Genomic DNA, 13,551 nt, shown 5'->3' with positions numbered 1-13,551 from the left:
GGGCCGATGAGTCGGCCCGCTTTCTTATCTTTTTAAGAGACAGGAGTGAGATATTGGAGAAACGGGAAAGATTGTTATTGTTACATCGTGTGCTGCAAGGAAGGCGCAAGGTCATGCGGCATATCCTCGCATGCGATCCTCAACTGGATAACCTCCTACAGGCATCCTCACAGGAATTGAGGCTGCACTACCACCTCTCTGAGACTTTTGCTGGTAAACTATTCCACGCACTGCAAAACGCTTCTCATCGGTACGCAATCGAACAAGCTGTGCAAACTTTTCATACGATAACATGTTTAGATGCAGCTTACCCAGCTATTCTGCGGACTATTCCGGATGCACCGCTTGTACTGTACGGTGCTGGCAGACTTGAGCTTCTTGACCAAATGCCTGCTGTCAGTGTTGTCGGCAGCCGTCAGCCCACAGCTGCTGCCCCAGGGAAGATAGCATATTTACTAGAGCCTTTAGCATCATCTGGATGGACAATTGTTAGCGGTATGGCCAAGGGAATAGACAGCATGGCTCATCATGCTGCATTACGCGTTCATGGAAGCACCGTTGCTGTTCTGGGCAGCGGTTTACAGCATATTTACCCGCTATCCAATAAGAAATTATTCGAGACAATGGCAGAGTCACAGCTGCTGATTAGTGAGTATTACCCTGATCAGCCGCCACGCAAGTATCATTTCCCAGAACGCAATCGAATCATTAGTGCGCTGGGGTTTTGCACCATCGTTGTGGAAGCGAAAAAGCAAAGCGGCTCCATGCATACGGTGATGCATGCACTTGAACAAGGAAGGGAAGTTTTTGCCATACCAGGTGATCCACTCAACGCCCAAACAGCAGGCTGTCATCAAATGATTTCAGAGGGAGCTGGAATTATTTTTGAACCAGGACAGCTGCTTGAGGAATGGGAACAGAATAAGACAAATTGGGCACACTATAATAGTAGAAACTAGCATTTTTAAAGCTCTTATATTACAAAAAATAGCAAGTTATGTTTGACAAACAGAAGATAAGTATTCAATAATAGGGAAGATTTATCAAACAATATACAAAAAGAGAACAGAAAAGAAAAACCTCTTGGGAGGAAACAATATGGCAGATTATCTTGTAATCGTGGAATCTCCAGCAAAAGCGAAAACAATTGAACGATATTTAGGAAAAAAATATAAAGTAAAAGCATCTATGGGACATATTCGTGACTTGCCTAAAAGTCAGATGGGTATCAACGTCGAAGAATCATTTGAGCCTCGTTATATAACTATCCGCGGAAAAGGTCCTGTGCTGAAAGAATTAAAAAGTGCTGCTAAGAAAGTGAAAAAAGTGTATCTCGCAGCCGATCCCGATCGCGAGGGAGAGGCAATTGCCTGGCACCTTGCGCATAGCCTGAATATAGATGAAAATTCAGATTGCCGCGTCGTATTTAACGAAATTACAAAGGATGCTATTAAAGAATCCTTCAAGCATCCGCGCAGCATTAATATGGATCTGGTCGATGCACAGCAAGCACGTCGAATTTTGGATCGGCTTGTTGGTTACAACATCAGCCCTTTGCTTTGGAAAAAAGTGAAAAAAGGATTAAGTGCCGGCCGTGTCCAATCTGTGGCCGTGAAAATGATTATGGATCGCGAAAATGAAATTAAAGCATTCATTCCTGAAGAATATTGGTCAATTGATGCAGCGTTCCAATCCGGTAAAAATAGCTTTGAAGGAGCATTTTACGGAGTGGACGGCGAGAAGGTCAGCCTTGCCTCTGAAGAGGAAGTGCAAGAAATTATTGGGAAATTGAGCGGTAATGATTTCCAGGTAGATAAAGTGAACAAACGGGAACGTAAGCGAAACCCAGCAGCTCCTTTTACAACTTCTTCTCTGCAGCAGGAAGCAGCTCGTAAGTTGAACTTCCGTGCTCGTAAAACGATGATGGTTGCGCAACAGCTGTATGAAGGTATCGATTTAGGGAAGAAAGAAGGCGGCATTACCGGTTTAATCACCTATATGCGTACCGATTCTACCAGAATCTCTAATACAGCGAAGGAAGAATCAGCCAATTTCATTAAAGAAACTTACGGCGAGGAATTCCTCGGAGCTGGAGCGAAAGCGAAGAAAACAGAAGGCGCCCAAGATGCCCATGAAGGTATTCGTCCGACATCTGCTTTTCGACATCCAGATAGTGTGAAAGCAATTCTTTCTCGTGATCAGTTCAGACTGTATAAGCTTATCTGGGAACGCTTTATTGCAAGCCAGATGTCACAAGCGGTTTTGGATACGATGACTGTGCACTTAATCAATGAGGGTGTCGAGTTTCGTGCTACCGGGTCGAAAGTGAAATTTAAAGGGTTTATGAAAGTCTATGTCGAAGGAAATGATGATAATAAGGACGAGAAAGATAAAATGCTTCCAAATCTGGAAGAAGGCATGCAAGTGAAAGCAGAAGAAATTACGCCGAATCAGCATTTCACGCAGCCGCCTCCGCGTTATACAGAGGCGCGGCTCGTACGTACGATGGAAGAGCAGGGAATTGGACGACCGTCCACATTTGCACCGACATTGGATACAATCCAGCGCCGCGGCTATGTAACACTAGATAATAAACGCTTTGTTCCAACAGAACTAGGCGAAATTGTGATTGATATTCTTAAGGAATTTTTCCCGGAGATTATTGACTTAGAGTTTACTGTTAAGATGGAGGAAGACCTTGACCATGTAGAAGATGGCAAGACGCAGTGGGTTACCATTATCGATGAGTTTTATAAAGGCTTTGACACAAGATTGGAAAAGGCCGAGCAAGAAATGGAAAAAATCGAAATACGCGATGAACCAGCCGGCATCGATTGTGAAGAATGCGGCCATGAGATGGTATATAAAATGGGACGCTACGGTAAATTTCTGGCTTGCTCCAACTTCCCGGACTGCCGGAATACAAAGCCAATTTTGAAGAAAATCGGTGTAACATGTCCGAAATGTAAAGAGGGCGAAGTTGTAGAGCGTAAGTCGAAGAAAAATCGGGTATTTTATGGTTGTGATCGTTATCCTGACTGTGATTTCCTCAGCTGGGACAAACCGATATCCAGACCATGTCCAAAATGCTCCTCGATGCTTGTCGAAAAGAAAGCGAAGAAAGGCACACAAATTACATGCTCCAGCTGTGATTATAAAGAAGAAGTGCAGCAGTAGGGCACACAGACTCCGGCTTTTGATAAGTCGGAGTTTTTGTTTAAACTGTTAAGAGTTAGTGAAAATGAAAATATATACGGGAAATAATTTGACACAGTTTTGCACGAGGTCTATAATAACGGATTGGAAAGGGATTTTGCTTGACACTTGAGAGGTACAAGCGAAGTGCCTAGATGCATATAGACAGTAATGGATATAAATGGACCGCCAACGAAGCAGAAGCAATCACAAGCTTTGCTGGTCAGCATGGACTCTATTTCAGAATTTTGCCACAACTTGCTATTATCGTTTGCTTATGCGCTCGCAGTTATGATAAGCTTTATACGCTTGAAGTGGGGAGATCAAATTGAAAAAAGCAGAACAGTACGTACAAGCGTTTAAATCGTACTTGCAAGTGGAGAAGCATGCTTCTTCGCATACCGTTTACTATTATCTGAATGATGTGAATTTTTTCCTTGATTTCCTTCAAACGGAAGCAATTCAGTTTGAACAGGTTGATCCTGGTGTTGTCCGCGTGTTTCTTACGCAATTATATAATCGTAAGCTTTCCAGACGAACTGTTTCCCGGAAGATATCCAGCTTGCGTGCTTTTTATAAGTTTCTAGAACGCGAAGACGTTGTTTCAGCTAATCCATTTTTACGTCTTGTACAACCGAAAGCGCCAGCTTATGTACCGAGCTTTCTTTATGAACAGGAACTTGATAAGCTGTTTGAGGCATCCGACCTGGATTCGCCTTTAGGACAGCGGGATCAAGCTATTTTGGAGTCTCTCTATGGAACAGGAATGCGAGTCAGTGAATGTGCTGGTATGACTTTGGATGATATCGATTTGTCCATTGGCACTGTGCTAGTGCGAGGGAAAGGGCGTAAAGAGAGGTATATTCCGTTCGGCAGCTTTATGGAGAAAGCAATCCGGACCTATGTGGAGGATGGCCGCCGACGTCTTTTAGAGAAATCGCAAGAAAACACCGATAAAGTATTTCTGAACAGCAGAGGAAAACCGATAACAGAGCGGGGTATTCGTCTCATTCTGAATAAATTGGTGGAGCAGTCCGCTGTACATATGCACCTGCATCCGCACAAGCTGCGCCACACTTTTGCCACGCACATGCTGAATGAAGGTGCTGATTTGCGTGCAGTGCAGGAGTTGCTCGGACATGAGCATTTATCTTCTACACAGATTTATACGCATGTAACAAAAGATCGTTTGCGTACGATATATATGAATAGCCATCCGAGAGCGAATCGGGAATAAAGGAGTTGGACTAAACATGAGTTCGGAATTTCATGCGACCACGATTTTCGCCGTACGCCATAAAGGTACGTGTGCGATGTCGGGAGATGGACAGGTAACACTTGGCAATCAAGTAGTCATGAAGCATAAAGCGAAGAAAGTCAGACGACTATTTAAAGGACAGGTGCTGGCAGGTTTTGCGGGCTCCGTTGCAGATGCTTTTACACTGTTTGAGAAGTTCGAGGGCAAGCTTGAGGCCTATAATGGCAATCTTGCGCGCGCCGCTGTAGAATTGGCAAAAGAATGGCGGAGCGATCAAGTGCTCCGAAAACTTGAAGCAATGCTCATCGTCATGAATAAAGAGCAGATGTTTCTAGTTTCCGGAACTGGAGAAGTAATTGAACCAGATGACGATATTTTGGCAATTGGCTCCGGCGGTAATTTCGCCCTTAGTGCCGGCCGTGCGCTGAAAAGATATTCCGAAGAAAAGTCTGCTGCTGAAATTGCTCGTGCAGCCTTGGAGATTGCTGGAGAAATTTGTGTATTCACAAATGATCAAATCACGTTGGAAACTCTGGAATAGGAGGCGTTAAAATGGAAACGAATTTGACACCAAAACAAATTGTGGCGCAGCTGGATCGGTATATTATTGGACAGAAAAGTGCCAAGAAATCGGTTGCTGTTGCGCTTAGGAACCGTTATCGCCGCATGATGCTAAGCAGTGACTTACGTGATGAGATAACGCCGAAAAACATTTTGATGATTGGTCCGACGGGTGTGGGAAAAACAGAGATTGCCAGAAGACTGGCAAAGCTTGTCAATGCGCCATTCGTTAAAGTTGAAGCAACAAAATTTACCGAAGTTGGCTACGTCGGACGTGATGTAGAGTCCATGGTCCGTGATTTAGTTGAAGCAGCTGTCAGAATCGTACGGGAAAACAAACTGGAATCTGTGACCGAGAAGGCGGAAGCGCAAGCGCATAAACGGCTTGTGAAACTGCTTGTGCCAGAAACAAAGAAGCAGCATAACAACTTTAAAAATCCTCTCGAGATGCTCTTCAATCAGCAGCAGCACGAAGAGCAAGATGAAAAACCTTCCGAAGAGACAGAATCGAAGCGTGAACGCACAAAGCGTATGCTTGAGATGGGTGAATTGGAAGATACAATGGTGACCATCGAAATCGAAGAACAACAATCATCCATGTTTGATATGCTCCAAGGCTCCGGAATGGAACAGATGGGGATGAATATGCAGGATGCACTCGGTCAGTTCATGCCAAAGAAAAAGAAAAAGCGCAGGCTGCCGGTATCCGAAGCGCGCCCGCTGCTCGTGCAGCAGGAAGCACAAAAGCTGATTGATATGGATGAAGTATCACAAGAGGCTGTGCAGTTAGTAGAGCAGTCCGGTATTATCTTTATTGATGAGATAGATAAAGTAGCTGCTAAGGGAGATCAAGGCGCCAATGTATCGCGTGAAGGTGTACAGCGTGATATTCTTCCTATCGTCGAAGGGTCGACTGTTACAACAAAGTACGGGCCGGTGAAGACTGATCACATCCTGTTCGTTGCAGCAGGTGCCTTTCATATGGCAAAACCTTCTGATCTTATACCGGAATTGCAAGGCAGGTTCCCAATCCGTGTAGAACTAGAAAAACTATCTGTAGAGGACTTCAAAAAAATTCTCGTCGAGCCATCCAATGCGCTGCTGAAACAATATCAAGCGTTATTGGAAACAGAGGGTATAAATGTTGTGTTTACAGACGAAGCTGTTACCAGACTAGCAGAAGTGGCTTTTGAAGTGAATCAGGAAACAGATAATATAGGTGCTCGTCGTCTTCATACGATTTTGGAGAAGCTGCTGGAGGACTTGAGCTTTGAAGCTTCAGATATCAGCATGGGTACCATAGAGATTACACCAAGTTACGTAGATGACAAACTGGCGTCCATTGCAAAGAATAAAGATTTAAGCCAGTATATTTTATAAATCACAGGAGGACAACATGAAATTATTAGATAAAACAAGAGATATAAACTTTATGCTGCAAAAGACAGCAGGAAAGGCTGTTAACTTTAATAATATGTCGGAAACACTTCAGCAAGTTATTGAGAGTAACACTTTCATTGTCAGTCGTCGCGGTAAACTGCTCGGGTTTAGCATTAACCAGGCAATTGAAAATGACCGGATGAAACAAATGCTTGAAGAAAGACAGTTCCCGAAAGAATACACAGATAGTTTATTCCAAATTCAGCAGACAACAGCTAATATTGATATCGACAGCCCATACACAGCGTTCCCTGTCGAGAATAAAGATCTCTTCCAAGGCGGATTAACAACAATTGTACCAATTATCGGCGGTGGAGAGCGTCTTGGTACTTTGATTTTGAGCCGAATCGCAGAGAACTTCAGTGATGATGATCTACTTCTAGCAGAATACGGTGCAACAGTAGTAGGTATGGAAATACTTCATCAAAAATCAGCGGAAATTGAAACAGAAGCACGCAGTAAAGCTGTTGTACAAATGGCGATTAGTTCATTGTCTTATAGCGAATTAGAAGCAATCGAGCACATCTTCGAAGAGCTGGATGGAAGTGAAGGCTTGCTTGTGGCAAGTAAAGTTGCCGACCGTGTCGGTATTACGCGTTCCGTTATTGTAAACGCACTGCGTAAGCTTGAGAGTGCAGGCGTTATCGAATCTCGTTCGTTAGGTATGAAAGGAACTTATATCAAAGTTCTTAACAATAAATTCTTAGTAGAGCTACAAAAACATACGAGTTAATCAAAAAGAAGCAGGTATTCAGCCCTGCTTCTTTTTTTTGTATTAAAAGCGTGACTCTTATACTAGAAAGTTGTTAGAAAGATATAAAAATTTAAGAAAACCCTTACATGTATCTCGAAAAGAAATATTTTAGTCTAGTAAAATATATTCAGATAGCTAGAAAAAGAAAGGTAATTAAGCAGGATAGATGAGTTGCCTAGTAGATTAATATCAGTTGTGCAAAAAAGTTAATATCGTAATATCCGCAAAATATGTAAGTTACTGTAATTGAAATAGGTATATAGGATTAGTATGCTTAGACTATTTTGTAAAATATAAGAAATTTATCACAGAACATATAGACACACGTACCTCCTTTCAATACAATTATCCTGTACATTAGAGCTAATTCGACAATATACATAGCACTCTAGGAGGGACGACAATGGACCTATATGGGGGGGCGATTCAAAAATTGGATCGTTCATTGGATTATGCCAATCTTAAAAATCAGACCATTGCCAATAATATAGCGAATGCCGATACACCCGGGTTTAAGGCAGAAACAGTTTCCTTCAAGGACACTTTGCAGCAGACAATGAATTCTACTTTTTCTGCTAAGCGTACCAATCTCAAACACCTCACTTTCGGCAGTTCTGAAAGTTCATCAGCTTTTCAAGTAACCAAAAGGGAAGGCACTTCCTATATGAACAGTGGCAATAACGTAGATATAGATAAGGAGATGTCGGAATTAGCCGATAACCAACTATACTACCAAGCGCTTGCTGATCGGATAAGTGGTAAATTCAACAGCTTATCCAAAGTTATTAAGGGAGGCAATTAATTGTGACGATTTTTTCATCTATGAATATGAGTGCGAGCGCGCTTACAACCCAGCGTCTGCGAATGGATGTTGTTTCGTCCAATATTGCAAACGCAGAGACAACTCGGGCAACGATTGATGAAGATGGGAATTATGTTCCATACCGAAGAAAAATGGTATCTCTGGAATCACGCGATTCTAATACTTTTTCTTCCTTTCTAGAACGCGCACAAGGCGGAAAGCAAGCCTCAAGCGGTGTTAGGGTATCAGAGATTACTGAAGATGAAACACCCTTCCAAATGGTATACAACCCCACATCACCAGATGCAAATGAACAAGGGTATGTCGCGATGCCCAATGTCGATCCACTAAAGGAAATGACAGATTTGATTAGCGCTACTCGCTCTTACGAAGCGAACGTAACTGCAATGAATGCGACAAAAGGTATGCTTCAAAAAGCATTGGAAATCGGTAAATAAAGGAGGTTAAAACATGGCAGTTGAAGGAATTAGCGGATTAAGCGGGTTGAATGGCGTATCTTCAGTCAAACAAGCTACACCAGCACAAGCACAATCCAGTTTCACCGAACGTCTAAAAACAGCAATTGATAGTTTAAACGAAACCCAGCAAGCATCGGATAAAATGACAGAAGCGCTGGCAGCTGGTGAAGTCAATAATTTGCATGATGTTATGATTGCGTCTCAAAAAGCAAGTGTAGCGATGGATGCGGCTGTTCAAGTACAAAGGAAAGCAATTGACGCTTATACAGAAATGATGCGCATGTCTATGTAACAGAAGGAATATCTTTTGTTTTATCAGACATGCTGTTGTTATGAATTTGACCTAGCTTTGGGGGAACAAAATGAATCAGCAAATTGCTCAATACAAAGAAAAAATGGCTGGTTTCTGGCAAACAAGACCAGCCTGGCAAAAAGCTTTACTAATAGGTACCCCAATTCTTCTGATTTTAATCATCGGTATCACATCTTTTTTTGCATCAAAAGAAACGATGGTGCCGCTGTACAAAGACCTATCTGCGCAAGAGACCGGGCAGATCAAGGAAGAATTGGACGCTAAAGGTGTAACCTATGAATTAGAAGGAAATGGTACCACTATCCTTGTGCCAGATACAGAGGCAGAAGGATTGCTTGTCGATTTGGCTGCTGAAGGACTGCCGAAGACAGGGAGCATTGATTACTCCTTCTTCAGTAACAATGCATCCTGGGGCATGACGGATAATGAATTTGATGTTATCAAGCTGGATGCCCTTCAAACGGAATTGGCAACATTATTGACGAATATAGACGGTATTAAAAGTGCGGAAGTGATGATTAATAAGCCAACTGACCCTGTATTTGTCACCGATGAGCAGGAAGAAGCTTCCGCTTCCATCGTGCTGAACACAGAAACAGGATACGATTTTCAGCCGAATCAAGTAGAAGCAATGTATCGACTTGTTTCGAAAACGATACCTAATCTTCCTGAGGATAATATCGTTATCACTAACCAGGACTTCGAATACATCAATATGGAAACAGCGCAATCCGGCGGCGGAGATGCTTACACAAATCAAATGGGCATCAAGCAGGAAGTGGAGCAAGGACTTCAGCAGCGTGTGCAGCAAATGCTCGCAGCTATGGTCGGCGCCGAAAATGTACGCGTATCCGTAACAACTGACATAAACTTTGATCAGGAAACACGTACGGAAGAACTGGTTGAACCAGTAGATGAAGAAAACAATGAAGGTCTGCCAGTGAGTGTAGAAACCATCACAGAAACATACGAAGGTGAGCCTGGAGATGAAGCGGGCGTAGCGGGAACTGGTCAAGAAGAGGTTCCAAACGTCGCTGCTGAAGAAGAGACAGCAGGTGATGGTGCTTATAACAATGTAAAAGAGTCTGTGAACTATGAGTTTAATAAGATCAAGAAAGAAATCACAGAGAGTCCATACAGCATCCAAGACATCGGTATCCAGGTAGCCGTAGACAGCAATAAAAACACAGCTGCACAAAATGGTGAGACAGAACAGCTGAGTGCGCAAGAGCAAACCGAGGTTGAAGAAAGTATCACTTCGATTCTAAATTCCATTGTGTCCACATCAGTTGATGCAGAAGCGGTACAGGCTATCGATCCGGAAAACAGTATTTCAGTTGTGTTCCAGCCATTTGCAAAGAGTACGGGTACACAAGCTGATGACGCAGCGAAAGCAGGAATCCCAATTTGGGCCTATATCGCTGGCGGTATTTTATTAGCGGCTGTAGTGGTATTAGTCTTCATACTGATTCGTTCGAGAAGAAATCAAGTCGAAGAAAGTGAAATGGATGACGTACCAGAAGTTGTATCCCCAACAGTTAATGTGGAAGAAATTGATGATGCACCGGAAACAGAAGCAACAATGAAGCAAAAACAATTGGAAAAATTAGCACAAGAGTCACCAGAAGACTTCGCGAAATTATTGCGAAGCTGGATGGCTGAAGATTAAAGGAGCAATGAAGGAATGGCAGCTGTGAAAGGACGTTTAACAGGAAAACAAAAAGCGGCGGTCTTGATGATCTCTCTTGGCGCTGATACGGCAGCAAACGTATATAAGCATTTAACAGAAGAAGAAATTGAGCGTATGTCATTGGAGATTTCTTCTGTTAAGAAAGTAGATAGTGCAGAAAAGGAGTCCATTGTTGACCAATTCCACCAAATTGCCATTGCTCAGGATTATATATCGCAAGGCGGGATTAGCTATGCGAAATCCGTATTAGAAAAGGCACTTGGAGCAGATGAGGCAGCTGCTATCATGAACAGGCTCACTTCCACTTTGCAAGTCAGACCATTTGATTTTGCGCGAAAGGCGGACCCAACCCAAATACTTAATTTTATTCAAAACGAGCATCCGCAAACCATTGCGTTAGTACTATCTTATCTGGATGCGGAACAATCTGGTCAAATTTTGTCTGAATTACCGCAAGACATGCAGGCTGATGTAGCGAAGCGTATTGCCACGATGAGCAGTACATCACCTGAGATTATTAGTCAGGTTGAACAGATATTAGAAAAAAATCTATCCGCAACGGCGACCCAGGATTATACCCAAACTGGAGGTATTCAAGCAGTTGTTGAAGTGCTAAATGGAGTAGACCGGAGCACGGAACGTACCATTCTGGAAGAGTTGGAAGTCCAGGACCCTGATTTGGCTGAGGAGATCAAGAAACGAATGTTCATCTTTGAAGATATTGTTACACTTGATAACCGTGCTATTCAGCGTGTGATCCGTGAAGTGGAAAATGATGACTTGAAACTATCCCTAAAAGTGGCAAGTGACGAAGTGAAGGATATCGTATTCCAAAATATGTCTGACAGAATGGCACAGACATTTAAAGAAGAAATGGAATTCATGGGACCTGTTCGCTTGAAAGATGTGGAAGAAGCACAAAGTCGAATTGTTTCTGTGATTCGACGACTGGAGGAAGTAGGCGAAATAGTTATATCTCGTGGTGGAGGAGATGACATCATTGTCTAATATCTGGCAATCAGTTGCAGTGAAAGAGTCAAAAGTAATTGAATTGAAACCAATTCGAACTTCTTTTGAAGTGATGGATGACACAAACTATAACGCTGATCTACAGGCAAAGAAAGAGCTGCAAAATCAACATCTTCAAGAAGTCAAAGCGGAAGCGGAGCAGATGTTAGCTGCTGCTAAACTTAAAATTGAAGAACAGAAAAAGCAATGGGAAACGGATCGACAGGAACTCGTGGAACAAGCACAGCTGGAAGGCTATCAGAAAGGCTTTGCCACCGGACAGCAAGAAGGTCTTCAATCATACCAAGCGAGTATTACCGAAGCGAAGCGGCTTGCAATTTTAGCACAGCAAGACTATGAAGCAACAGTAGAAGCAAGCGAGGATGCTGTTCTCGAGTTAGGGCTGAAACTGGCAGAAAAAGTTTTGCATGCAGAATTGACGGCTGGTAAAGAACGTTATGTACAGCTTGTAAAAGGTGCCATTTCTGATTGGAAAGAGCGAAGTGACGTGCGCATCTTTGTTCATCCGGATAGTTATGAACTTGTGTTACAGCAGAAAGAAGAGCTCGCAGTCTTGGCAGGGAAAGATTTCGACATCTCCATTTTGCCACAGCACGATATGCAGGCAGGAGGATGTATGTTGGAAACCAAGCACGGCCGAATTGATGCCAGCATCGATTCCCAGCTGACCGTTCTGCGAGACAAGCTGTTCGAGATTAGACGCGAGGGAAATGTCTGATGCTACAACGTTACTTTGATGAAATTGATAAAATGGATACGTATAAAAGATACGGAAGAATTCATCGGGTTGTCGGGTTACTGATTGAATCACATGGACCGGTTACGAGTGTTGGAGAGGTTTGTTACATCCATCCTTCTTCGAACTCAGGAGAAAGATTTCTGGCAGAAGTCGTCGGATTTGATGATGAAAAAGTATTGCTCATGCCGTTTGCTCCATTAAAGGATGTAGGTCCAGGCTGTTTAGTAGAAGCTACTGCTCAACCGTTGTCAGTGAAGATTGGACATGGCTTAATTGGCAGCATTATTGATCCGTTAGGACAACCGTTAGATGGCAGCATGCTTCCGAAGGGATTAAAGTCATTTACGACAGATAGAAACCCGCCGAACCCGATGACAAGGCCGCGGATTTTGCAGCCTTTGGAAACAGGCGTGCGAGTTATTGACAGTATGCTGACGGTCGGTCAAGGGCAGCGAGTAGGCATCTTTGCCGGAAGTGGTGTCGGGAAAAGTACTTTACTCGGTATGATTGCCCGTAAATCGAGTGCAGATGTGAATGTGATTGCTCTAATTGGTGAGCGCGGGAGAGAGGTTCGAGAATTTATTGAAAAAGACTTGGGCGAAGAAGGTATTAAAAGATCGATTATCGTTGTCGCCACCTCGGATCAGCCAGCACTCATGCGGATAAAAGGAGCATATACAGCTACTGCTATTTGTGAATATTTCCGTGATCAAGGAATGCATGTCAATTTGATGATGGACTCGGTAACACGAGTGGCAATGGCACAGCGGGAAATCGGTCTTGCCTCAGGCGAGCCGCCAACAACGAAGGGATACACACCTTCGGTTTTCGCAGCTCTGCCAAAACTTCTCGAGCGTACCGGTACAAATGATACGGGAGCTATTACCGGTTTTTACACTGTGCTTGTAGATGGGGACGATATGAATGAACCAATAGCAGATACTGTACGCGGAATTTTGGATGGACACTTTGTGCTGGATCGTAAGTTAGCAGAACAGGGGCAGTTTCCTGCTGTAAATGTTCTAAAATCAATCAGCCGTGTGATGCCGCAAATAACAGATCAAGAAGATTATCATCTGGCACAGCGACTGCGAACAATGCTTGCTTTATTTGAGGAAAATCGGGAGCTAATCCAAATCGGTGCGTACCGAAAAGGCACCAATCAAGAAATCGATGAAGCGATCACGTATCAAAAACCGATTCTTGAATTTCTCAAGCAAGGCATGCATGAGTTTACCAACCGCAGCGACACGATGCAGGCGATGCGGCAGCTGCTCGGGAAGGGATGACT

13 protein-coding genes are annotated in these 13,551 nt (G+C 43.3%); all 13 read left to right on the top strand.

The features are described 5' to 3' along the window. Positions 1–53: 53 nt before the first annotated feature. Entirely contained in the window at positions 54–959 is a 906-nt protein-coding gene (gene dprA / locus B1K52_RS14945) for a DNA-processing protein DprA (protein ID WP_077309605.1), read from the top strand. 139 nt (positions 960–1,098) lie between these two features. Beyond that, a complete protein-coding gene (gene topA / locus B1K52_RS14940; protein ID WP_077309603.1) occupies positions 1,099–3,177 on the top strand; it encodes a type I DNA topoisomerase in 2,079 nt (692 codons plus the stop codon). Positions 3,178–3,523: 346 nt separating this feature from the next. Further along, positions 3,524–4,432, top strand: coding sequence for a tyrosine recombinase XerC (xerC, locus tag B1K52_RS14935; RefSeq protein WP_077309601.1), 909 nt, complete (start codon positions 3,524–3,526; stop codon positions 4,430–4,432). Between the two features lie 16 nt (positions 4,433–4,448). After that, complete coding sequence (hslV, locus tag B1K52_RS14930; RefSeq protein ID WP_077309599.1) at positions 4,449–4,994, top strand: ATP-dependent protease subunit HslV; 546 nt, start codon at positions 4,449–4,451, stop codon at positions 4,992–4,994. A gap of 11 nt (positions 4,995–5,005) precedes the next feature. Continuing rightward, positions 5,006–6,394 carry an ATP-dependent protease ATPase subunit HslU gene (hslU, locus tag B1K52_RS14925; protein WP_077309597.1) on the top strand — a complete coding sequence of 463 codons (1,389 nt, stop codon included), beginning with the start codon at positions 5,006–5,008 and terminating at the stop codon, positions 6,392–6,394. A 16-nt stretch (positions 6,395–6,410) separates the two neighbouring features. After that, positions 6,411–7,187 (top strand): GTP-sensing pleiotropic transcriptional regulator CodY, encoded by a 777-nt coding sequence (gene codY / locus B1K52_RS14920; RefSeq protein WP_077309595.1) that lies wholly within the window; start codon positions 6,411–6,413, stop codon positions 7,185–7,187. 424 nt (positions 7,188–7,611) lie between these two features. Beyond that, positions 7,612–8,010 (top strand): flagellar basal body rod protein FlgB, encoded by a 399-nt coding sequence (flgB, locus tag B1K52_RS14915; RefSeq protein WP_077309592.1) that lies wholly within the window; start codon positions 7,612–7,614, stop codon positions 8,008–8,010. Between the two features lie 2 nt (positions 8,011–8,012). Further along, entirely contained in the window at positions 8,013–8,468 is a 456-nt protein-coding gene (flgC, locus tag B1K52_RS14910) for a flagellar basal body rod protein FlgC (protein WP_077309590.1), read from the top strand. A gap of 13 nt (positions 8,469–8,481) precedes the next feature. Then, entirely contained in the window at positions 8,482–8,781 is a 300-nt protein-coding gene (fliE, locus tag B1K52_RS14905) for a flagellar hook-basal body complex protein FliE (protein WP_077309588.1), read from the top strand. A gap of 70 nt (positions 8,782–8,851) precedes the next feature. Beyond that, the gene (gene fliF, locus B1K52_RS14900) at positions 8,852–10,471 is read left to right on the top strand and encodes a flagellar basal-body MS-ring/collar protein FliF (protein WP_077309586.1); all 1,620 of its coding nucleotides are present in this window, start codon (positions 8,852–8,854) and stop codon (positions 10,469–10,471) included. Positions 10,472–10,486: 15 nt separating this feature from the next. Then, positions 10,487–11,500, top strand: a complete 1,014-nt coding sequence (gene fliG, locus B1K52_RS14895) for a flagellar motor switch protein FliG (RefSeq protein ID WP_077309583.1) — start codon at positions 10,487–10,489, stop codon at positions 11,498–11,500. After that, a complete protein-coding gene (fliH, locus tag B1K52_RS14890; protein ID WP_179106570.1) occupies positions 11,493–12,239 on the top strand; it encodes a flagellar assembly protein FliH in 747 nt (248 codons plus the stop codon). Before fliG ends, fliH begins: the two co-directional genes overlap by 8 nt. Beyond that, complete coding sequence (fliI, locus tag B1K52_RS14885; protein ID WP_373022657.1) at positions 12,236–13,549, top strand: flagellar protein export ATPase FliI; 1,314 nt, start codon at positions 12,236–12,238, stop codon at positions 13,547–13,549. The genes fliH and fliI overlap by 4 nt, the downstream gene beginning before the upstream one ends. Positions 13,550–13,551: the final 2 nt, after the last annotated feature.

The sequence above is a fragment of the Terribacillus halophilus genome (genome assembly GCF_900162685.1).
GTDB classification, from domain to species: domain Bacteria; phylum Bacillota; class Bacilli; order Bacillales; family Amphibacillaceae; genus Terribacillus; species Terribacillus halophilus_A.
The sequence above is the reverse complement of the archived record's forward strand: the minus strand, read 5'-3'. Positions and strand labels throughout refer to the sequence as shown.